The following is a 21478-nucleotide window of genomic DNA, read 5'->3' as shown; positions in this document are numbered from 1 at the left end:
GGGCGTGGCTTCTTCTTCCCCATGCTCTCCATGATGGACATCCTCCCGGGGCTGAACCCCAGATCTCGGATGTCCGCCAAAGCGAATCAAGCCCAGAACAGAACTGATGAAGTGCCGGCCTCCGAGCACGACCGTCCAACCGAAAGCGTCGGAGGCCACCGGAACGTTCAGTTGCCACCCATTGGCAAAGCGGACCCTCAGCGCGCCCGAATCGTCGGCACGGACCTCAGCTACCACTTGGTCGAGCAGTTGCGTGACCCTGTCCAGGTTGATCCGCGCCGACGCGTGGACGGGATAGGTTTCTGTGCCAGCAGTCAGCTCGGCTGGACTATGCACCTCGATCCCGTTCGAACCGATGTGCAGCCGCACCGTGCCACCGACGGTCACCTCGCTGACGCCCACACCGCGGATTGCACGGACGTCCCAACCGTCCACGAGACGATCGATCCCGTTCTCCATAGGGCAAGGCTACGGAGCCGGCCGGCCCGAGCGGCGCAGTGGGGGCTCCCGAATCTTCCGAGGACAGGCTGGGACCCCAACCGAGCGGCCCTCAACGCTTCAGCAAGATCGCGTTACAAGCTCTGAGGAAAAGGTGAAGCTCCTGGTAGATGGGTTGTCGACCAAGATCAACCTCTCCGCCCGGAGCTTCACGCGCTTGCCTACCCATCGGGGATCGATCTGTCCAACTCGACCCTGCACTACCTGTCCGACCTGCTGACGGCCCGTCGGCGTGAGTGCGGCACGCGCTGGCGCCGCCTGACCGCGGACCGACAAGCTCTGCTCGCGGCCGGCTTCGGGATCGGGCTGGCCACCGTCTACCGGTACATAGTCGAGGCGGTTGAGGTCCTGGCCGCCCTTGCCCCCACCCTCCACCAGGCCATGGCCGTGGCCGCCAACAAGGCATTTGTGATCCTGGACGGCACCCTGCTGCACATGGACCGCATTGCCGCCGACCGCCCCTACTACTCTGGAAAGCACAAGCGCCACGGTATGAACGTCCAGGTCACCCAGGGCCTGCTCGGGCGGCATGCAGCGGACCGTCCCGATGAGCATGCCGGCCTGCGTGAGCGAACCCTTGGAAGCTCCGACGAAGGCTCCGAGACCGAAGTCGATGATCACGGGGCCGAAGTCGCCCAGGATGATGTTCTGTGCCTTCAAGTCGCGGTGTACCAGGCCCGCAGCGTGCACGGCGCCAAGCCCCTCGGCCAGCAGCGCGCCAAGGCTCGCCACGAGTGGCAGGGACTTTTGCCGCCGCTCAGAGCCAGCCCCGCCGGGCCGCCGCCAGCCCCGTCTGGAAGCGGGTGGCCGCGCCGAGTTCGGTCATCAGGCGGTGGATGCGCCGCTGCGTGGTCCGAGCGCTCCAGCCCTGGGTGCGGGCGATGGCCGCGTCCGTGAGCCCCGAAGCCAGCAGGCTGATCAGGGCCAGGGTCTCGGCATCCGGCTGCCCCGGTTCCGCCGAAGTCGTGGGCGCCGCCTCCCCCAGCGGGATCGCCCGCTCCCACTGCGCCTCGAAGAGCGACTGCAGCGCCACCAGCATCGGCGACGGGTGGATCAGATACGCCGCGGACTGGCCGCCCGGCGCCAGGCTGAACGGGATGATCGCGGCACGGCCGTCGCTGATCACCAGCTTCAACGGCAGCTCCGGCCGCATCCGGGCCTGCTCCCCCGCTCGCATGCTCGGCATGATGTCGTCCAGGAGCCGGCCCGGCCACGCCACCGCCTCGCGGTCGTAGATCACCCGGTGGGTCACCCCTGTCCGCTGCCGCTCCAGCTGGCCGTCGAGGTTGCTGCCGGGCCGGTCGACGTACGGAGGGCGGTCGAAGGCGCACACCTCGCGGCGCGCTCCGGTCGTCAACCGGTACACGGCCTTGCTGATGTCGTCGCGGTCCGTCAGCAGTTCCGCGGCCATGTCCGGGTGGGTGATCCTGGCCGCCTCCCGGTGGGTCTCGACCAGCCGCTGCACCAGCACCCGCGCCTCGCCGAGCTGCTGCTCCCGTTCGTGGATCAGCGCGCCGACCGCGACATCGGGGGCCGCGGCCGAGAACTTCGGCGGCCTCCCCGCACTGCGCACCGCCAGACCGTCCCTGACCAGGCCGGACAGCAGCTTCCCCGCCGCGGGCGCGGTCAGGCCGCACGCGTCCGCGACCTCCGCCGCCGTGCACCGCGGCATTCCCACCAGCGCCGTATACACGCGCTCCGCGTCCGCCGTGAACCCCAGAACGTCAAAATCCATGCCTTCTCCCGCACCTCCGTGGCACCAACCGGCCACCTGGCGGAGGTAGGCCACCTTCCCCACCTTGTGTCTCGTCCGCCGCACTTGACATCTTCCAGCAACGAGCGCGCTGCCCTGCGTTGAGGTGGGCGTCAGCGCGCCACGGTGTGTCCCCCCGCACACCCTCGCCCCGCTGAAAAGGTGTCCCATGTCGCGTGCCCATCCGCACGGCAGACGGCGGCTCGGTGCCGTATCCGTCACGTCCGTCGTGTTCCTGGCCCTCACCGCCGCGCTCCCGGCCTCCGCCGCTCCCGTTCCCACCAGCGAAGGCTCCGCCCCGCCCTTCGCAGGCCGCACGCCCCTCGGCGACGCGTCGCCGCAGAAGGCGCTGCCCGCCCAGCGCTCCGGCGTCGTCCCGGGCCAGGTGCTGGTGACCCTCTCCCCGCAGACCGCCGTGACCGGCCGCAAGCTGCCGGGCAACAGGGCTCAGGCCCACGCCCCCGGGACCAGCAGCGCCGCCGTCAACAAGAAGCTGAACGCGGTCGGCGCCACCTCGCTCCAACCGCTCTTCCCCTCCCTGTCGGCCACGACCACCGAGTCGATGACCACAACCGCCCGCACGCGCCTGGGCGATGACGCCGCCGACCTGTCTCACACCTACGTCGTACGGACCAGGAACCGCGACTCCGCCGCCGTCGCCCGCGCCCTCCAGGGCACGCCAGGAATCGCGAACGCCGAGCCCAACCGTTACGTCAACACCATGAACACCGGGGCGCAGCGACTGCCCGCCGCCGCGAAGGCGTCCGCGAAGCACACACCGGCGACCGCGCCAGGCGCCTCTCCCCTCCCCACCAACTTCGCCCTCACCAACTCCGCCCAGGCGTTCCTCAACGCCGGCGGCGTCAACGCGGTGGGCGCCTTCGACATCCTCCAGGGCCGCTACGGGCAGCAGCCCGGCGCCGGCCGGACCATCACCAACGTCTCCATCGGCGACCTCACCGACCAGGCCATGGCCGACGCCGGTGACCCCTACGTGCAGGGCCACGGCCCCACCACCGTGCTCCAGGACGGCCAGCGCTACCTCGACCTCCCCTCCATGCCGCTGATCCCCGCCTACGTCGCGGCCCCCGACGGGGGCCTGAGCGGTACGGCGGCCACCAAGGACCAGGACCCCGGCCTCGGCGAGGTCCTGCTCGACTTCAGCGTCATGGCACCCCTGGCGCACGACCGGCAGCGCCCCGGCCGGACCGGCAGCGACTACACTGACCTGCTCGGCGTCGCCCCCGGCGCCGGCTACCGCCTCGTCGTCCCGCAGCAGCCGACGATGGACCAGATCGCGACCGCGCTCCTGGCCGCCGCCCACCAGTCGCCCAAGCCGGACGTCATCACCGCCAGCCTCGGCTTCGGCACCGACGCCCACGGCTTCCCGGGACGCTACCTCGAGGACGACCCGTACATCCGGTCCGTCGTCGCCTCGATCGTCCAGAAGGACCACGTCGTGGTGGTGATCTCCTCCAACGACGGAACCCGCCTATACACCCCCGCCGCCGTCGGCCCCGACGGCGGCAGCACGCCCACCGACACCGCGAGAAACGACAAGAACGGCAAGGAAGCCACCGACATCGACGACGTGGCCTACTCCACCACCCCGTCGCGGGTCCCCGACAGCGGCGCGATAGCCGCCGGCGGCACCACCCTGGACGACACCCTCGCCTCCCGGACCGGACCCGCCACCACCGCCGAGACCCGCATCAGCGGCTTCGGCACCTTCTCCTCCGGCTTCGGCACCCGCATCGACCTCTCGGCGCCCAGCGACAACATCGTCGCCTTCACCCACACCGAGCGGGGCGACGCGCAGTCCGTCACCCCCGTCCTCAACGGCGGCACGTCCGCGTCCGCACCCGAGATCGCCGCGGCCGCCGCCGTCGTGCTCCAGGCCGCCGGTCTTGCCGGGCACCACCTGACGCCCGCGCAAGTACGGGACGTGCTGAAGCGGACCGGCCGTGAGGTCGCCACCCCGGCGCAGATCGACCGCGAGCTCAACGTCGGCCGGCAGATCGACGTCACCGCCGCCGTCGAGGACGTCCTCGGACACCGCGGCGGCGCCACCGCGGCCGTACGGCTGTCGGTGGCCCACCGGGTCACCAACGCCGGCCTGGGCGGGCAGTTCCTGGAGACGACCGACCCCGACCGCATCGACCTCGGCGACATGGCCTCCGGCGGCAACGGCATGGGCCTGGTCGGCCCGGTCACCTTCGCCGGTGACGTCACCGGCCTGCCCAGGGACGCCAGCCCCGCGTACACGCTCACCGTGGGCGCGCGTACCTGGCACTCCGCCACCCCGGCGATCCGCGTGACGCCGACGGAACTGCTGAACGCCGCCGGACTCCCCGTGGTCTCCGACTCCGACCGCACGATCACCGCCACCTACCGCGTACAGACCGGCGGCCGGACCCAGGCCACCGTGCGCCGCACCCTCACCGTCGGCCCCAGCGACGGCCGCTACGTGGAGAGCACCGCGCCCAAGGGCCCCGCGGTGGTGAAGGCCGGCCACGCGGTCACCGTCACCTACGACCTGACCGGCGTCGCCAAGCTCAACGACCCGCAACTCGTCGTGTCCACCGTCGGCCACTGGAACCCCGCCCTCGCGCCCCTGTTCAGCGCCGCGTGGCACCAGTCCCTGACCGCCATTTCCGGGACGGTCACGATCCCCGCCGACGCGTTCAGCGCCGGGGGTGGCCTCTACGGCATCGGCATCGCCCAGTCCGGCTTCGGGGGCAACCCCAGCCTGACCACCTACGGGGAGTTCGCGCCGGTCCGCGTCGACGGCAGCACCGCCGAGCAGCGCCCGCAGGCACCGCTGGTCACCGGGCAGGACGGCATCCCCGCGCACAGCACCCAGGTCACCCGCGCCAAGGCCGGCTTCGCCGTACGGTACGACGTGCGCGACGTGCCGGGGGCGAAGTACGCGCAGGTGGAGTTCGCCGCGCCCGCCCCGACGCTCCACAACTCGCTGAACACCTTCACCAACGCCAACGGCACGACCCTCGACGACAACGGCGTCGACGCGCCCTCCACAGTCCACCGTGTCCTGCCCGCCCCCAAGGGCAGCATCGACCTCGACGCCCTGCGGCTGGGCCTGTCCTCCTCCACTGTCTACGGCGTGCGCGTCATGGCCCTCGACAGCAAGCACCGGGTCATCGGCCAGGCGTCTCCCGTCTCGACCCTCGAGGTCGACGACGGCGTCGCCCCGGCCGGAAGCACGGTGCTGTCCTTCGCCGCCGCAGGCGACGACTCGGTCGCCGCACTGCGGACCGTCTCCGGTGCCACCGAGATCCGCCACTACTCCACCAGGACCGGCGTCTACGGCCCGGTCATCGCCTCAGACAGCGGCGACGGATCGGAGTACGAGGTCCTCGGCGTGGCCCCCGCCACGCACCGCGCCCTTGCGGTGCACCAGGCGGAGCCCAGCGGCGATGTGCAGGTGGAGACCTGGAACACCGCCACCGGCACCCTCGTCGGACGCACCACGCTCGCGGCAGCCGACTACCGCTTCGTCGTCGGACGAGTCGACGCCGCCCGCTCCCGCGGCGCGCTGCTGCTGCGGGCGGTCGCCGACAACACCGACCTGGTGCTGCCCGTCGACCTTAAGGACGGCACCACCGAGGATCCCATCCCCGCCGATCTGCCGGGCGTCGCCAAGGGCTCGTACAGCCTCCTGGACATCGACTCCTCCACCGGGGACGTCTACCTGGCGAAGGGCGCTCCTATCGCCCTCTGCCTGGGCGGCGTCCAGATCCCGCGCGTGGACACACAGACCCGCAGCGTCAGCCTCCTGGGGACCATGTCCGGCTGCAGCAACGGCTTCGGCTCCGACGGCGCGGGCACGCTCTACAACCTGTCGGCCACCGCGATCAGCACCAAGATCGTCCCGACCAGCGTCCTCGGCTCGCTCGACGTGGCGACCGGCGAGACGGACGACCCGGTGGCGGTACGGCGCGGCCCCGCCACGGGGATGGCGGTGGACGGCGCCAACGGGCTCGCGGTGGCGGCGTTCACAGCACCGGAGGGCACGAGCTACGCCGGCTCCGGCACCGCCGTCGTCACGGACAACAACGCCACCGGTCAGCTGCTCGTCATCGACGTCACGACGGGCGAGGTGGTGCGGACGCTGACCGGATTCCAGATCACGGGCCACGGCGGTCCCCTGGTCCACGGCGGTGTGATGAACTCCGTCCAGCTGGACCCGGCGACCCGCACGGGCTGGACGTACGGGGCGTACGACGGTCAGATCCGCCAGTTCTCCTACTGAGCTCGGGGCGATCTGTGCCACGGGGGGCGAGAAGCGGTCACCGCTTCTCGCCCACCTACCGGCCAGGCGAACCTATCCGGTCGCGGCATCGGGCCCACGAGTGGGTGCCGCGGGTGGCTCGCACGGACGAATCCACGTCACGGACACCGGACTTGCATCCCGCCGCGCCGCTGATGAACGCGGCGGCTTCGGCCCTTTACTTCGCAGCGGATCACCGACGACACTGGTGCACCGCACGGCCGTCGGCTCTCTTCGCCCCCACGCACCTCGCCCGGAATCCCGTCGGCGTGCGCCCACCCAGCCTCGCGAGACGGTGCCCCACCCCGGCTCGACCTCCGGCGAAGGACGCACATGCGACACTCCACCCTGCTGACCCGCGGCTTCGGCGGCGGCGCCCTGGCGTGCGCCGCGGTCGCCCTGGCACTGGTCTTCGTGCGCTACGACGCGCCCGCCCCGCGGTGGGACATCCTGACGGCGCTCGGTGCGGCCGCAGCGGCCGCCGGGGCCTGGGCGCTCGCCTGCCGCCTGGCACCGCCGCTGCGCCCGGCGCCCTCCACCGCGCAGCCGTCCTCACCGCCACCCGTGCCGCGCCGGCTGCCGATGCCCGCTCGTGACGGCGGGCGCGCGACAGGGGCCGTGCTCCTCATCGTGACGCCGTTCTTCCTCACTCGGCTGGCCGCCGGGACCGGTGGGGTGCTCGCCGGCGTGCTGATCATCCTCGTCTTCGTCCTGACGGCGAAGACGCTCCAGTTCGCCCGCCGCCAGACCAGGCAGGCCGACATCCGCGCCAAGATGCGCGTGCTGTCCGAGGACGCAGGCCGGGGCGGACTCCACACGGTGCGTGTCCGGGTCGGTGAGCCGGTGCGGATGCGCTACCTCAAGCGCGGAGACAAACCAGGCCAGTTGGACGTCACACAGTTCCACTGGATCGTCCTCCACGAGGGCGGACGCGAGATCAGGCTCGCAGGCCCCGACGCGGAGGTGGGCCGGGCCGCCCTGCGCCTCGGCGGCCAGGACGGATGGCTCTGCTGGCCGGAACGCTGGAAGCTGATCGAGGACGAACTGCCCGCGGCGTTCGTCGCCGACAACGGCGAGACGGTCATGGGTCTCACGGACCCGGACGAGGCGCGCCCCTACCTCAAGGGCGCCGCCAGTCCCGGCGCCGCCGACCGCGCCGTCCGCCGCGTGCCGCGCACCGCCAAGTTCTCGGCGCCGGTGCACGGACCCATCCTCGGCGGCGCCCTTCTCGCGGCCGTGATCGCCGCACCCGTCCTCTGGTTCGGGCCCGACCGGCTGCCCTGGTTCGTCACCTGGCTCCTGTGCGCCCTGGCCGCCGCGGTGGCCGTCCACCTGCCGCTGCGGGGGATCGGCGCGGCGAGCCGGGCCCTCCCGGACGGCCCGACCTGGACGGTGCGCGAGGAGTCGGACCCGGCCATCTCGTGACCCGGGCCGGCACTCCCGCCACCGCCGCCGTGCGCGGTTCGCGGAAGGCCGTCACACGCTGCGCCGGGAAGCCGGACCACGGAAGCCGAGGACGCGATGGCGTTCCCATACCCGTGCCCACGACCAGGCGGCCGGGCGGCCTGCCACGGGGCGCGGGCCGACGCGGTCACCACGCAGCACAGCACCGAGATCCACTGCGTCCAGTGCAGCCGCGCGGGCCGATCTCATGCCCTGGCCAACAACGCCTCCAGTGCCTCAGCCGTCTCCGGGTAACGGTCGAGCAGTGCCGCGCCCGCCAGCTCCGGTTCTGGCGTCGCCCAAGGGTCGTTGCAGCCCAGGAGGTGGGCCAGCGCGTCGGTCGTGGTCGGGTGGGCGGTGAGGAGGGTGGCGCCGTGGGGGGACTGTCGTGCCGGGGTCAGGGCCGGCGGCGCCGGCTGGGCGGCGCGCCACGGGGGGATCCAGGCGTCGAGGGCGGGGAGGCGGCCCGGGAAGATGCGGCCCGCCTCGCGGATGAGGAGGGGGGCCAGCTCCGTGCCGCCCGCGCGGAGGCTCATGATCAGGGTGGGGAGCCACGGGAGGAGGACCTGGTCAGGCAGGCGGGCGAAGGCGTTGGAGACGGCCTCCACGACGACGTCGGCGAGGCCCGGGACCGGCTCCAGGGCGTGCAGGAGGCCGCTGAGGTAGCGGGGGTAGGCGGGGACCACCAGGGGGTTGGCGAGCAGGTCGTCGCACTTGGCGCGCAGTTCGGCGCGGGTCAGGGTTCCGAGGTGGACCTGGGCTGCCCACAACAGGGCCGTCTTCGACGGGTCCTGGGGGTGGGACTGCGCCACGGCGAGTTCGAGCTGGGTGCGGTCGCAGCCCAGTGACAGGGCCAGGGTCTCCATGCTGAACAGGAAGCCCAGCATGGCAGCCACCTGGCGGACGGTGGCGTCGTCGTCGGTGAACGCGGTCGGCAGCAGGGTGCAGTAGTGCGCGTAGCCGGCCTTGGTGAAGGACTCGATCCATGACGGCAGCGTCGGTTCGCTGGTGCGGTAGTAGGAGAGGAGCCGTCGTACCCGGTGGAGTACTTCGGGCGCTCCGTCGACGGTGCGTTCGGCGGACAGTACCTCCAGGGCGCGGGTGCCGAGTTCGTCGGCGAGGCGGCGGCTGTTCAGGTACAGGGTGGCGTCCTCGACGGCTTCCAGGACGGTTGCCGCGGTGGCCTTCGGGTCGTACGCGCGGCGGCGCAGGCGCTGTTCCAGGACCTGCTCGATGCTGACGCCCTCGTAGCCGAGCTCGATCAGGGCGCGCTGGTGCGTGCCGAGGGCCAGGTCCCAGGACTCCTGGATCGGGCGCTCGCCGAGCTTCCGCTCGCCCATGATCGGCCGGGCGGTGCCCTCGGGCATCAGGCGGCGGAGCATCCACAGCACGTCGGAGCACGGGCCGAGTTCCGGCTGGCCGGCGATGTCGAGCAGGGCGCGCTGCACTCCGCGCTGCTGGAGCCTGAGGTTCAGGGGTGCGAGCCGGTCGTGCACGTCGCGGGCGAGGGGCGGCAGCGCGTCGTAGCCGACCTGGCCGATGCGGTCGCCGCCCATCATGATCTCGACGAGCCGGCGTACGTCGCGCCGGCCGGGCACCGCGTCCTTCTCGATGCAGGTGACGGCCGCGTCCTGGAAGTCGTAAGGCGTGGGCTTGGCCCGGTCGCGCATCCCGGCCAGCAGGATCGATGTCTCGAACACGGCGATGGCGTCGGCGGTCGAGGCGAGGTAGCCGTTGCGCCGGGCGGCGCGCACGATCTCCACCGACCAGCCGAGCAACTCGGCCTCGTCCAGCTGGTCCAGGACCGGCGGGCGCTGGAGGAACCCGGTCAGCTGATCGGCGGGCACAGGCTGAGGGGCAGGTGCCGGGGTCTTGGCGGGCGTCGTCTTCTTCGCGCCCGCCTGCCCCGTCAGGCGGTACGGCTTGACCCGCGTCCGCTTGAGGTTCTTCGTCCACTGCGTCGCCGCGATCGACACCGAACCCGCGGCCAGGCCGAACTGCGCCTCGATCGCCGCGTGGCTGGACGGGATCAGGCCGTGCAGCCACTTGGTGGCGCTGCGCGGGCTGATCTCGAAGGTGTCGGCGCCTTCCACGCCGAACTCGGCGACGCGGCTGGCGGCGTGGAAGGCGCCGCAGACGTAGAGGCAGTCCGCCGGATCGGTGCCGGTGGCCGCCAGGTGCTCGCGCATCCGGGTCCACATGTGGCGCTCCCGGTCCTCGTCCACACGCACCCGGTGCGGATCGCCGGGGGCGAGCCGCCGGAAGAGGCTGCCGATGAGGAACATGACCTGGCGGTACGTGTCGTGGTCGGCGTCGCCCAGCGGCAGCTCCACGTACTGGTGCCACCACTCCGACCAGTGCCGCACGCGGCCGTGGCGCAGCAGGTGCTCCTCCAGTTCGGCGAAGCGCGGCCGCAGGTCGCCTATCTCGACGCCGACCGCGTCGCCGTGCAGCGCGGCCTCCTCCTCGGCGGGCGGCGCGTCCGGGTCGTCCGGTCCGGCTGGCTGCTCGGCGCGGGCGTCCCACTGGAAGACGTGGTCGGAGGAGCGGTCGACCAGGACGAGTTCCACGCCCGGGGTGTCCAGGGCGTAGGCGATGGCCTGGTACTCCGCCGAGGCCTCGGTGATCGGGGCGACCACCGACAGCGGGGCCCAGTCGGCGGGGAAGCCGTCGGCCTCGCTCGCGTACGCCTGGACCGCGACCGGCAGCCGGCAGTTGCGCAGCTCGGTCAGCAGCGGTGTCATGTCCTCGCACAGCTCCAGGTACACGACCTTGGGCTGCTTCTCGCGCAGGCGGCGTGCCATGGCGACGGCCGAGGCGGGCGAGTGGTGGCAGACGGGGAAGACCTCCAGCGGCTCGCGCACCGCGCGGTCGACGTCGTCGACCATGCCGAGGAGGATGCCCTCCAGGGCGTCGGGCCCGTCGGCGAACGTCGTGGCGGCTTCGCGGAGCTGACTGCGCAGCGCCTCGAAGGTGCCCTCGTGGGTACCGCTCATGACAGCGTGGCGATCGCGTCGCGGCCGCCCTCCAGGAACTCGGGCCAGGCGCCGCCCTCGTCCTTGCTGCGCGGCTCGACGACCCCGTGCAGGTACTTGTTGAGAATCGCCAGGTCCTCGGGCTCGCGCCGGGCCAGCGAACCGACGAGAGAGGACGCGAGGGCGCGGGCGGTCAGGGCCCGCTCACCGAAGAAGTTGCTGTGCAGGATGGAGTCCTCCAGCACGCCGATCTGCTCGGCGGTGGAGAGGGCGGACTCCAGCTTCTCGTCGTCGCTGCCGGCCGCGGCGGCCGAGGCGCGCAGGTCGGCGAAGCTCTGCAGCAGCACGTCGAGCAAGGTCGGCGGCACGTCCAGCTCTATCTGGTGGCGACGCAGCAGCTCCTCGGTGCGGAAGCGGACGATCTCCGCCTCGCTCTTCTTGTTCGTCACGACGGGGATGCGGACGAAGTTGAAGCGGCGCTTGAGCGCGGAGGACAGGTCGTTGACCCCGCGGTCGCGGCTGTTGGCGGTGGCGATGATCGAGAAGCCGGGCTTGGCGAAGACGATGTTGTCGCTGTCGCCGTCCAGTTCGGGGACGGAGATGTACTTCTCGGAGAGGATGGAGATCAGCGCGTCCTGGACGTCGCTGGTGGAGCGCGTGAGTTCCTCGAAGCGGCCGATGGCGCCGGTCTCCATCGCGGTCATGATCGGCGAGGGGATCATCGACTCCCGCGACTGGCCCTTGGCGATGACCATGGACACGTTCCAGGAGTACTTGATGTGGTCCTCGGTGGTGCCGGCCGTGCCCTGGACGACGAGGGTGGAGTTGCGGGAGATCGCGGCGGAGAGCAACTCGGCGAGCCAGCTCTTGCCGGTGCCGGGGTCGCCGATGAGCAGCAGGCCGCGGTCGGAGGCGAGGGTGACGATGGAGCGCTCGACGAAGCTGCGGTCGCCGAACCACTTCTGCGCGATCTCGCGGTCCAGGCCGTCGGAGGGCTCGGAGCCCAGGATGAACAGGCGGACCATCTTGGGCGACAGGCGCCAGGAGAAGGGCTTGGGGTTGTCGTCCACCGACTCCAGCCAGTCCAGTTCCTCGGCGTACTTGGTCTCGGCGGGGGCGCGCAACAGGTCGGACATGAGGGGCCTTTCGGGCGTTGTGGGGTGTCTGAGACTGCCTGGGGGTGCCTGGGATTGCCTTGCGGTGTCTTTGACTGCCTGGGAGCGCTCAGGCGAGGAAGGTCTTGAGCTCGTGGACGAGCTTGCGTATGTGGCCGGAGATCACCGGGGTGCCGAGGTCCTTGAAGCGCTCCCTGAACCACGGGTTGACGCTGCCGCGGCCGGAGCTGGTCACCGAGCCCACGGGGATGAACTTGACCCCCGAGCGGTGGAGGGCGGCCATGCTCTCGAAGAGGGGCTCGGTCCGCCATTCGTAGAAGTCGGAGATCCACACGACGACGGTGTTGCGGGGCTCGGCGACCTTCGGCTGCGCGAGCGCCATGGCGACTGTGCCGTCGGTGCCGCCGCCGAGCTGGGTGCGCAGCAGGGTCTCGAAGGGGTCGTGGACCCAGGGCGTGAGGTCGAGCGCCTGCGTGTCGTACGCGATGAGGTGGACGTCCACCTTCGGCAGCCCGGCGAAGATCGAGGCGAGGATGGTGCAGTTGACCATCGAGTCGACCATCGAACCCGACTGGTCCACGACGACGATCAGCCGCTGGGGTGTCGTCTTGCGGGCGGTGTGCCGGTAGTAGAGGCGGTCGACGTAGAGCCGCTGCTCCTCCGGGCTCCAGTTGGTGAGGTTCTTCCAGATCGTGCGGTCGAGGTCGAGGTTGCGGAACACCCGCTTGGGCGGGATGGAGCGGTCGATCGCGCCGACCGACGCCTTCTCGACCTGCGTGCGCAGCACTTCGGCGACCTCGTCGACGAAGCGGCGGATCAGGGACTTGGCGTTGGCCAGGGCGACGCCCGAGAGGTTGTTCTTGTCCCGCAGGAGCTGCTCGATCAGGGACATGCTCGGGGTCAGTTGTGCGGCGAGGTTGGGGTCGGCCAGGACTTCGCGCAGGTGCATCCGCTTGACGAGGTCGGCCTCGATGGATCCGAGTTCGGGGCCGATCGCCGGGATCAGCCGGCTGAGGTCGGGGGTGGTGCCCCCGCCGCCGGTGCCGGTCGGGCTGACGCCGGGTCCTGCCGCCCGTCCCCCGGCACCGCCACCTCCACGACCGCCCCGCAGCTCGCCGGGGCGGCAGCCGAGCGCGCGCTCCAGCCAGCCCGCGTCGGACTGCCAGCGCGCCAGCTGCCCGGCGGTGACCGTGCCGGAGCCGGAGGCGAAGACGTTGAGCAGCACCTTCGACACCAGTGCGGCGCGGCGGACTTCGGCGGCCCGGTCGCGTGCGCCGTCCTCGGGTTCGGGTTCGGGGGTCATCAGGCCGTCGAGTTCGGAGGCCAGCTCCGGGTGGCGCTGCACGATGGAGTCGACGGAGGTCTGCGGGTCCAGCAGCGCGGGCGGCAGGCCGATGTCCTCGACGACGGCGAGGCTCGCCGCTTCCAGGGTGGCCTGTTCCTCGGGGTCGAAGAGTCGGGCCAGCAGGCGCCAGTACAGGACCTGGCGGCGGTTGTCGTGCGGGTCGGCGACGGGCGGCCCGTCGGGGCCGTCGGTGTGCCCGGTGGTCTGTTCGGTCATTTCCGCAGCAGCCTTCCGGCGCGTTCCCGCAGCACGTCCACGGCGTCGGTGGCGGCCTTCTCGGCCTTGACGCCGTTCTTGTCGGTCGTGCCACCCGCCCAGGCCCCGGCGTGGACGGCGACGGCCTTCTTCCGCACCGTCGTCTCGACGGCCAGCGGCTGGACCCGGTACGTCCCCTCGTCCCAGCGGAGGAGAGCGATGCAGGCGCCCGATGCCGCGACCGCCTCGGGGGTGAGCGGCCCGGCGGCCGGAACGCGGTCGGTGTCGACGGCGAGGGACTGCCCGGCGACGGTGAACGTCACCACGCCGTCCTCGAGCCCGGCGGCGTAGCCCTCCACGAACACCGGTACGGCGATGCGCGCCGGGTGGCGGTCCAGGGGCGCGACGACCGGGTCGGCGGCGGTGGGCAGCACGACGCGGGCGGCGGCGAAGGCGTCGGCGGGCTTTCCCGCTTGGGCGTGCGCGTCGTTCCAGAGCAGATCGCCCTCGGCGGTGACCGGCATGCCGGCAAGGTCCATGGAGCGGCCCTCGCTGACGGCGGCCAGCAGCGACATGTGCGGGCGGAGCAGCTGCCAGAGCCCGGCGCCGACGACGGAGTCGGGCTTGGGCGCGGACACGCTCGCGCGCACCAGGCGGGGCGTCGTGCCGTCCGCGGGTTCGAGCACGGCGTGGACCTGGGCCTGTACGGCGGTCGCGTGCTCCTGGAGGTCGACGCCGAGGGGCAGCAGCCGGCCGGTCGCCGTCCCGGTGGCGGGCGCACCGGCCGCGCCGGGCAGCGTCAGCAGCATCCCGCGCGACCACAGGTCGGCCCAGCGGCGTACGGGGAACCGTTCCATGGTGGCCCCGGGGCACGAGGCGGCGAGTTCGGCGGCGAAGCCGTCGAGGAGTGTGGCCAGACGGCGCAGTGCCGGGTCGGGCAGCATCGCGGAGACGATCTGCGCGGCGCCGGACACAAGGTCGTGGTCGATGCCCTGCCAGCCGGAGCGGGCCAGGTCGGACAGCCAGGACCGGGCGGCGGCCAGCAGGTTCGGCGCCTGGCCGCCCTCGGGCTCCGGGGCGCCCTCCTCGGCGCGGGACCGGCCGGTCGCCTCCTGGATCCGGGCTGTCAGCGCGTCGTGGACGGAGCCGAGCAGCGCGGTGCGGGCGGCGGCGAGCACGACGAGGTGATCCTCGCTCGCGGCTCCGGCCGCCGCCTTCTCGGCCGCTTCGGCGACCCTCGTGGCCAGCGGGGTCCCCGCGACGGCGTGGACGAGTTCCGTGAGGCCGGCGGTCTGGGCGGGCTGCGGACGCAGCAGTCCGCTGACGAGCGTCGCGTCGAAGGCGTCTACGGCCGCCAGGGCCTCGTCGAGCCCGGGGAGGGCTTCCGCGAGCAGGTCGTGGCGCATCACGCCACCGCCCTGGTCGGCGGGAACCACTGCATCTCCGGCAGCGGGGCCGTGGTGGGGGCGAGCTCCAGGTAGGCGAGGTGGCGCAAGAAGCGGCTGAAGACCGGTGCCGCGGCCTGCTTGTCCCCCTGCGACGGGCGTGCGCTCGTCATGGCGGCGGTGATGCTCTGCGCGTCCGGCTCGCCGCCCGCGGTCTCCGCCTTGACGTAGCGGGCGACGCGCTCGGCGCCGTACTGCAGCACGGCCTCGACGATGAGGGCCCGTATGTGGTTGCAGAAGCCGCCGCGTGCGCCGCCGCAGGGCCGGTTGTTGTTGGTGCTGCAGGTGAACGCGTAGCTGCCCGCGGCGACCGACGAGACGTAGACCCGCTCGATGTCCGAGCCGCTGGACACCACGCCCTGCAGGCGTCCGTCGGCCAGTTCGACGAACGGTACCTTGGCGAGCTTGCGCGGCATCGCGGGTGCCGTCACCCGTGCCGTGCTCGACCTCTCCCAATCTGACAACGCGCCATCTCCTGTGCAGCATGGGGGTATTCCGCGCCACATCGGCGGGACGTCAATGAACATATCCGCGATCACTGACAACGCCGTCTGGCTCTGCACAGCCCCAGGTCAGGGGCACAGGGAAGGGCACGGGGCGACCTCCGAGAACACCGCTTCACGGCCCTCCCGGCGGTCGGTGTGCCGGAAGGACCACCGGGCGTCCCGGCGGACACCGCGTCACCGCGGTAAGGCGAGCCCACCGCGCTCCGGGAGCGGGGCGGCGAAGCGCCGACCGCGGGCGCGCAGCGCGTCGACGGCGGTCACGGCCTCCGAAGGCGTGTGCGCAGGTTCGAATCCTGCCGAGGGCACTCGCCGGGTCGCTCGTTAGATTTACCCGCTGACCAGGGCGAATGCCGACACGAGAGGGCGGGAGCCAGTCTGACTGACTCCCGCCCTCCTCGTTGTCTCTCGGTGTCCGCGCCCACCTCCGACACACCCCGAAGCCGAGCAGGCGAGCCGGGCGAACACGCACCTGAGCCCCGGGTAACACAGCCTCGTCACGGTCACGACCGCGTGCCGGTCGTGACGGCCGGCGCCCTCCACAACAAGCCACGACATCGTCGATGAGCAGGTCTCGCCTGCAGGAAGGGGTCACGGCCTGCTGCTCATCGGTTTCGCTGGGAGAGTGGGCGTACCAGAGCCTTCGCACCGGCGCTCGGCCCGCGCGAAGGCTCCGACGGTAAAACAGTCCCCAGTAGTACTGCGCGTGTCCTGAAGCTCAGTCGTCACTGTCGCCTCGGTATCGCGCCGGCTTGCTGGGGGCCTAAACCACATCCTGTCCAAGTCACTCCGCCGACTAGACGTCCTCATCGACTTTGCGGCTTTTTCGGTGTTATGGCCTAATAACCACTCATTCACAAAATATGTCGCGAGTCAATAGGTTCTCGGTAAATTTCACAGGAGGCTCCACGCGATCATCTTTGACTGCGGCACCCGGCCCGCCCTGCGCCTACTTCGTGAAGCCGAGCGCAGTATCAGCCCGGCAGTGCGTGCACGCCGGCACCTGCTGCCGCAGCGCATCCAGCGCCTACCCGTTGGATCCGCTGACGGGGGGGCTGATGCACGATCGCGTGACTTCGCGGTCCGACTGCTCGAAGCCCTCGACGGCGAGGCTCCCCATGTGCGGAGCCACGATGGCAAGCGCCTGAACCCCGTCTGATGGCCCTCCGTAGCATGTCCCGGTGACGAGCGAACCAGAGCACACCACGACTGCGGTGATGCGATCTCTGCCCAAGCCGGAAGCGATCCTCCGCGACACCGACTGGGCCAGTCTGGAGCACCTGTGGGGTCCAGCAGGCGACGTACCCGCTTCGCTGGCGGCCCTGCGCGGTACCGATCCCGTCGTCCACGCGCGCGTCATGGACAAGGACCTCGATTGCCTGCGCCACTCAAACGGCGTCTCCCCCGCCACGGTGCCCGCGGCGTTGTTCATTGCCGCGATCCTTCCCGAGCCAAGTACCGAGATTGAAGGGACCTACTACTCCTGGGACGACCCAGTCGGAGGGGAACGGCGCAGCCTGCTCCGTGTGGAACTGCTCGAATGGCTGGCGTCGCTGGTCTACGACACCGACGACGAGTTGTACGCCAAGCGACGGAGGCGGGGCGAGGTCTCACCGGAGATCGAGGCGGTACGGACTTTGCGGCCGCTGTTCTTCCAGGCAGTCACCCCCTTCCTGGACGACGCCAAGCCGGCCGTACGTCAGGCGGCCCTCATGACAGCCATCTTCCTTTCTGAACACCCCGCTCTGGCAAGCCACCGCCCTGACCTGGCCATCCGTGCCCGCGATCTGCTGACGACCTGCGAACGCCCCCGGTACTACCGGCTCTGCGCCATCGACGGCCTCAAGGCCTGGGGCGAGCCCTACGAAGACCTCATGCGACCTACCGACGTTCGTCCGCCCCGGCCGACAGAACAAGATGGATCGCCGTGGGGTGATGCGGTCTCCATCGACGACCAAGGTCCGGCTGCAGCGACGGCCCGCCCTCCTAGACCACCGGTCTCAACCCCAACGCCTTGCCGAGTTGGTGACGCCTGCCGGTCTGACGCCGTCAAGGGACACTGGGCCGCCACGGTGGCAGTGTGGCAAAGGGCAGGTGGCCATGCGTAGAGAACTGGGACCACTAGAACTAGCCGGAGGCTACTGGGTCATCGGAGATCCTTCGGGGGAACATCTGAAGCTGAAGCCAGAAGGGATATCCCATTGGTCTGATGGCACCGAGCAGCAACTCATCGCCTGGTCACGGCTTATGAACTTCAGTTTGGAGACTCAACCTGGCAAAACAGCAAGCTCAAAGGGCCTCGCGCGAACAGCCAAAATTCTGGCAGATCTGGCGGGAATTCCATATGGGGCTAGCGGTGGCGCCAAAGTCGGTGCGACGTTGCGACACCCCTACGAAGACTGGCTCGCCGATTTCGATCACCACTCCCGAATGTCGCCGAATGCCATTTTGGCGCTGGTCTCGTCGTTGACCCGGTGCGCGGTCCGCCCTGTGAGCTGGGCGCGGAGCATGGTGATGCCCTTGCCGAGTTCAGAGCCGAAGCGCTGGCCGCACACCTCGACGTAGATGCCGGCGGCGCGGCCGAGCTGGGCGAGGCTGACCAGGGTGGTGATGATCCGGTTGCGGCGCTTCTCTTCCTCCTTGGTGGCGTAGAGGGCCAGTTCCGCCACTTCGTCGATGAGGAGCACGACTGGCACTGGACGCAGGTGCTCGGGCAGGTCCCAGATGTCGGCGGCGATCTCCGCGTCGGGGATGTCGGCGATCACCCGCTGTTCGCGGCGTATGAGCTGGTAGACGCCCGCCATGCGGTCCGCAAGCGCGTCCAGCAGGTCGGCGGCGGTGTCGGGGTTGTCGGCCAGTGCCGAGAACCGGCGGGCCAGCGGGGACAGCTCGACGCCCTGCTTGCAGTCGATGCCGACCAGGGCGACATGCTGTTTGGCGAGTTCGGTGACGAGCCTGCGCTGATAGACGGACTTGCCCGACTGCGTGGCGCCGATGTTCAGCGCGTGTGGCACCTTCCGGTAGTCCCGGTAGTGGACCTCCCCGTCATCGCGCAACGCGACCGGGACGCGCATCGGTGTCGTGTCGACCTTCGCGGGCATCTGCACCCGCTTGAGGACGTCGTAGCCGGTCATTCGCAGCTCGACCACGCCGGAGCGGATCTCGCGGGCGGTGACCGCGTACATGGCGAAGGAGTGCCGCAGTCGGTCGGAGGCCGCCGCGAAGTCGAAGGCGTCCTGTCCGGGGCGCATCTTCAACCGCAGCACCAGGCCGGTTCGGGTCGGTCGTACGCGCAGGATGCGAGGTGACCGCGGCCCCGGCATGGGGCGGTTGGCGGCCCGGGCGAGCGCCAGGCGCCAGCGGGACGGGGGGACGGTCAGCCCGCAGACGTCCATCACCGAGCTGTAGCGGAAGGCCACCCGCAGCAGCGCGAGCGAGACTCCGAAGGTCAGCCAGTACCAGGCGGGGCGCCGCCACCGCAGAATCAGCGCGGTGGCGACGGCCAGCAGCAGCGCGACCGTGAAGCGGGTCATGCTCAGGCCGCCTTCGCGGTGCCGGCGGCGAGCGAGGTGACCGCGACGGCGCGGAAGCTGATGCCGTGGCGGCGCTGGCCGTTGAACTCGTTCTCCCACGGCCGGGCGACGAGACCGGTCAGCGCCACCGGCGTGCCCATCACCAGGTCACCGGAGATGCCCGGTTCGGGCACCGTCACGGACAGGATCTCCACGTCGCCGTTGGCCGCGAACATCACGTCGACGGTCATCATCGTCGCGCCGGTCTCGGCGTCGGTGGCGACCTCGCTGGTGCGGCGGTCGCGGATCTTGGGCTGGGGTGCCTGGGCCACCATCACAGTGGCGGCGGAGGTGTCCACGGGAACCTGACGCATCGTCTGTTTCCTGTTGGAGTAGCCGTTCCGCCGTCGTTCGGCGGTGAGTTCAGGAGACCGCGAGAGGTAGTGGACGCATCACGGTCCGTATGGACGTTTGGGGACGTCTGAGCCTTCGTCAAAACGTCCCTGGCGTCCCTGCGGAAGGGCACGACGATGGCGAACGAGCGGTTACGCGCGGCAATTTCGGCAAAGGGCGAGACCATCCAGTCCTTGGCGGACCACGTCGGGGTTGATCCCAAGAGCGTGGAGCGCTGGATCACCACGAACCGCACACCGCACCGGGGACACCGCTGGAAGGCGGCGAGCTTCCTCGGCGTCGACGAGGTCTACGTGTGGCCGTCGGTCCAGAAGCAGGCCGAGACGGCGAGCACATCCGAGCTGATCACGTACTACCCGCACCGCGGAGCGGTCCCGGCAGCCTTGTGGTCATCGCTTATCGAGCAGGCCACCAGCCACGTCGAGACCCTGGTCTACGCAGGGCTGTTCCTCTTCGACAGCCACCCCGACCTCCCCGACCAGCTGGCGCAGAAGGCCGCCGCCGGCGCGCAGGTACGGATACTGCTGGGCGACCCGGACTCGGAAGCGGTCCGCCAGCGCGGCGACGAGCAGGGCATCGGGGGACCTGGCCGCGCGAGCCCGGATCACGCGCCGTTACCTCGAACCGACCATGACCACCCCAGGCGTGGAGGTCAGGTCGCACGACACGATCCTCTACAACTCCATCTACCGCTTCGACGACGACGTCCTCGTCAACCCGCACGTCCTCGGAGCCCCCGCACTACATGCGCAGCTTCGACTCCGCATGGGAGCGCGGTACGACCGCCGTCCGATGACCGCCGACCTGCCCCTGTTCGCCGACGTGTTCCCAGAGCTGGCCGCCGACATCCTGCGCCTCCTTGAGCCGGATGGCGGGGTTCTCAGCGAACAGATCCCAACGCTGCGGTACTACGGCGTATGCACCTGCTCGGCCACGTGCCGCAACCTCCTGACGTCCCCCCAAGGCTCGCCCACCCCCTACATCTGCGAACTGGAGGAGGACGACGAAGTGGGGATCTGGCTCAGCCTCGACCCGACAGGAACCGTCATCGTCGACATCGAGGTCCTGGACGGAAGGGACCTCGGAGAAGCCGCACACCGCCCCTGACCACGAACGAGGCATGTGCGACGCTGGACGCATGGCCCGCGTCGATTACTTCAACGACCCGAACGCCCCGAAGGCAAACAGCATCGTCCCCTCAGTTACAGCAGTCGCCCTCAACGAGGCCGGGGAGATCCTGCTCATCCACAAGACCGACAACAACTTGTGGGCTCTGCCAGGTGGCGGCATCGACGTCGGGGAGTCCGCGCCGGCCGCAGCGGTGCGGGAGACGAAGGAAGAAACCGGGTTCGATGTCGCGGTGACCGGCTTGATCGGCATCTACACCAACCCGGCGCACGTCATGGCCTACGACGACGGCGAGGTACGGCAGCAGTTCTCCATCTGCTTCCACGCCCGCATCACCGGCGGCGCGCTCCGCACCAGCAGCGAGAGCAAAGAAGTGGCGTTCGTCCACCCGAGCAAGCTGGACGAGCTGAACATCCACCCATCGATGCGGATGCGGATCGACCACGGATTGGCCAGTCGCGCCGAGCCCTACATCGGCTGATCGACGAGACGGGCCTGCGTTCTCTCGACAGCCGCCCGCAGGTACGCGCGCGCGTTGCTGATCGCCGTGTGCACTTCGCTACCCGGCTCGTACCGGACCAGAATCTCGTCGATGCGCTGCTCGAAGTCGAAGGATTGACCCGCGGGACCCGTCGTCATGTCGGCGCAGATCAGCGCATCGAGCAACGGGGAGTCCTCCCGCTCATACGCGGCCAGCTCCGCCGACAACCCGCGCTGCTCCGCTTCATAGACGGCCCCGGAGTGATGGGCGACCAAGCGCACGAGCGGGTCTGCTGCACGATCGGGTGACATCTGAACTGGCTTGCCCTGTGGGGCGGGTGGGAAGGATGTCGCTGTGCCCAAGCCCTATCCGGAAGAGTT

At 70.6% G+C, this 21478-nt stretch carries 16 protein-coding genes and 3 pseudogenes; 6 read left to right on the top strand and 13 right to left on the bottom strand.

The features are described 5' to 3' along the window. A partial coding sequence (locus ABZ312_RS42955) for a DUF6188 family protein (RefSeq protein WP_500440046.1) occupies nucleotides 1-459 on the bottom strand: 459 nt, incomplete at its 3' end. Between the two features lie 213 nt (nucleotides 460-672). Between ABZ312_RS42955 and ABZ312_RS42950 the strand changes: the two are divergent. Next, nucleotides 673-1026 (top strand): annotated as a pseudogene (locus tag ABZ312_RS42950) (IS5/IS1182 family transposase); the annotation flags it as partial. Nucleotides 1027-1074: 48 nt separating this feature from the next. Here the strand turns inward: ABZ312_RS42950 and ABZ312_RS42945 are convergent. Further along, nucleotides 1075-1188, bottom strand: a pseudogene (locus ABZ312_RS42945) (hypothetical protein); the annotation flags it as partial. A gap of 67 nt (nucleotides 1189-1255) precedes the next feature. Continuing rightward, a complete protein-coding gene (locus ABZ312_RS42940) occupies nucleotides 1256-2233 on the bottom strand; it encodes a helix-turn-helix domain-containing protein (RefSeq protein WP_500440045.1) in 978 nt (325 codons plus the stop codon). 187 nt (nucleotides 2234-2420) lie between these two features. Between ABZ312_RS42940 and ABZ312_RS42935 the strand changes: the two genes are divergently transcribed. Both ABZ312_RS42935 and ABZ312_RS42930 read left to right on the top strand, forming a co-directional pair. Next, nucleotides 2421-6524, top strand: coding sequence for a S8 family serine peptidase (locus tag ABZ312_RS42935; protein ID WP_500440044.1), 4104 nt, complete (start codon nucleotides 2421-2423; stop codon nucleotides 6522-6524). Between the two features lie 351 nt (nucleotides 6525-6875). Next, nucleotides 6876-7967, top strand: a complete 1092-nt coding sequence (locus ABZ312_RS42930; RefSeq protein ID WP_500440043.1) for a hypothetical protein — start codon at nucleotides 6876-6878, stop codon at nucleotides 7965-7967. A gap of 224 nt (nucleotides 7968-8191) precedes the next feature. Here the strand turns inward: ABZ312_RS42930 and ABZ312_RS42925 are convergent, their stop codons facing one another. From ABZ312_RS42925 to ABZ312_RS42900, 6 genes are all read right to left on the bottom strand, one after another. Next, complete coding sequence (locus ABZ312_RS42925; RefSeq protein WP_500440042.1) at nucleotides 8192-10981, bottom strand: DUF5682 family protein; 2790 nt, start codon at nucleotides 10979-10981, stop codon at nucleotides 8192-8194. After that, nucleotides 10978-12096: an ATP-binding protein gene (locus tag ABZ312_RS42920; RefSeq protein WP_499514984.1), complete on the bottom strand. Its 1119-nt coding sequence runs from the start codon at nucleotides 12094-12096 to the stop codon at nucleotides 10978-10980. Before ABZ312_RS42920 ends, ABZ312_RS42925 begins: the two co-directional genes overlap by 4 nt. An 88-nt stretch (nucleotides 12097-12184) precedes the next feature. Further along, nucleotides 12185-13636 (bottom strand): vWA domain-containing protein, encoded by a 1452-nt coding sequence (locus ABZ312_RS42915; RefSeq protein WP_500440041.1) that lies wholly within the window; start codon nucleotides 13634-13636, stop codon nucleotides 12185-12187. Beyond that, complete coding sequence (locus tag ABZ312_RS42910) at nucleotides 13633-15051, bottom strand: hypothetical protein (RefSeq protein WP_500329769.1); 1419 nt, start codon at nucleotides 15049-15051, stop codon at nucleotides 13633-13635. The genes ABZ312_RS42915 and ABZ312_RS42910 overlap by 4 nt, the downstream gene beginning before the upstream one ends. Beyond that, on the bottom strand, nucleotides 15021-15566 hold the full coding sequence (locus tag ABZ312_RS42905) for a hypothetical protein (protein ID WP_500329838.1): 546 nt from the start codon (nucleotides 15564-15566) through the stop codon (nucleotides 15021-15023). Before ABZ312_RS42905 ends, ABZ312_RS42910 begins: the two co-directional genes overlap by 31 nt. 946 nt (nucleotides 15567-16512) lie before the next feature. Beyond that, nucleotides 16513-16587: a DUF6233 domain-containing protein gene (locus ABZ312_RS42900; protein ID WP_500329840.1), complete on the bottom strand. Its 75-nt coding sequence runs from the start codon at nucleotides 16585-16587 to the stop codon at nucleotides 16513-16515. A gap of 157 nt (nucleotides 16588-16744) precedes the next feature. Here ABZ312_RS42900 and ABZ312_RS42895 point away from each other — a divergent pair, with 157 nt between their 5' ends. Further along, nucleotides 16745-17671 (top strand): hypothetical protein, encoded by a 927-nt coding sequence (locus ABZ312_RS42895; RefSeq protein WP_500440040.1) that lies wholly within the window; start codon nucleotides 16745-16747, stop codon nucleotides 17669-17671. Nucleotides 17672-17992: 321 nt separating this feature from the next. Here the strand turns inward: ABZ312_RS42895 and ABZ312_RS42890 are convergent. From ABZ312_RS42890 to ABZ312_RS42880, 3 genes and pseudogenes are all read right to left on the bottom strand, one after another. Further along, nucleotides 17993-19096, bottom strand: a pseudogene (locus tag ABZ312_RS42890) (FtsK/SpoIIIE domain-containing protein); the annotation flags it as partial. 2 nt (nucleotides 19097-19098) lie between these two features. Further along, complete coding sequence (locus tag ABZ312_RS42885; RefSeq protein WP_500440039.1) at nucleotides 19099-19449, bottom strand: SCO3933 family regulatory protein; 351 nt, start codon at nucleotides 19447-19449, stop codon at nucleotides 19099-19101. Nucleotides 19450-19878: 429 nt separating this feature from the next. Beyond that, nucleotides 19879-20097, bottom strand: coding sequence for a hypothetical protein (locus tag ABZ312_RS42880; protein WP_500440038.1), 219 nt, complete (start codon nucleotides 20095-20097; stop codon nucleotides 19879-19881). 22 nt (nucleotides 20098-20119) lie between these two features. On the opposite strand from ABZ312_RS42880, the gene ABZ312_RS42875 reads away from it, so the two are divergent. Both ABZ312_RS42875 and ABZ312_RS42870 read left to right on the top strand, forming a co-directional pair. Continuing rightward, complete coding sequence (locus ABZ312_RS42875) at nucleotides 20120-20596, top strand: hypothetical protein (RefSeq protein WP_500440037.1); 477 nt, start codon at nucleotides 20120-20122, stop codon at nucleotides 20594-20596. Between the two features lie 31 nt (nucleotides 20597-20627). After that, complete coding sequence (locus ABZ312_RS42870; RefSeq protein ID WP_500440036.1) at nucleotides 20628-21098, top strand: NUDIX hydrolase; 471 nt, start codon at nucleotides 20628-20630, stop codon at nucleotides 21096-21098. On the opposite strand, the gene ABZ312_RS42865 is transcribed toward ABZ312_RS42870, so the two are convergent. Further along, complete coding sequence (locus tag ABZ312_RS42865; protein WP_500440035.1) at nucleotides 21086-21379, bottom strand: phosphohydrolase; 294 nt, start codon at nucleotides 21377-21379, stop codon at nucleotides 21086-21088. The genes ABZ312_RS42870 and ABZ312_RS42865 overlap by 13 nt on opposite strands. Between the last annotated feature and the right edge of the window lie 99 nt (nucleotides 21380-21478).

The organism is Streptomyces sp. NPDC006207, assembly GCF_040613835.1.
In the GTDB taxonomy this organism is placed as follows: Bacteria; Actinomycetota; Actinomycetes; order Streptomycetales; family Streptomycetaceae; genus Actinacidiphila.
This window is presented reverse-complemented; position numbering and strand designations above follow the sequence as displayed.

Coding starts and splice junctions, on each gene's coding strand:
- ABZ312_RS42930 (WP_500440043.1), top strand. CDS start 6,876: ATGCGACACTCCACCCTGCTGACCCGCGGCTTCGGCGGCGGCGCCCTG.
- ABZ312_RS42925 (WP_500440042.1), bottom strand. CDS start 10,981: ATGAGCGGTACCCACGAGGGCACCTTCGAGGCGCTGCGCAGTCAGCTC.
- ABZ312_RS42940 (WP_500440045.1), bottom strand. CDS start 2,233: ATGGATTTTGACGTTCTGGGGTTCACGGCGGACGCGGAGCGCGTGTAT.
- ABZ312_RS42920 (WP_499514984.1), bottom strand. CDS start 12,096: ATGTCCGACCTGTTGCGCGCCCCCGCCGAGACCAAGTACGCCGAGGAA.
- ABZ312_RS42905 (WP_500329838.1), bottom strand. CDS start 15,566: ATGTGGCGCGGAATACCCCCATGCTGCACAGGAGATGGCGCGTTGTCA.
- ABZ312_RS42875 (WP_500440037.1), top strand. CDS start 20,120: ATGACCACCCCAGGCGTGGAGGTCAGGTCGCACGACACGATCCTCTAC.
- ABZ312_RS42935 (WP_500440044.1), top strand. CDS start 2,421: ATGTCGCGTGCCCATCCGCACGGCAGACGGCGGCTCGGTGCCGTATCC.
- ABZ312_RS42915 (WP_500440041.1), bottom strand. CDS start 13,636: ATGACCGAACAGACCACCGGGCACACCGACGGCCCCGACGGGCCGCCC.
- ABZ312_RS42870 (WP_500440036.1), top strand. CDS start 20,628: ATGGCCCGCGTCGATTACTTCAACGACCCGAACGCCCCGAAGGCAAAC.
- ABZ312_RS42885 (WP_500440039.1), bottom strand. CDS start 19,449: ATGCGTCAGGTTCCCGTGGACACCTCCGCCGCCACTGTGATGGTGGCC.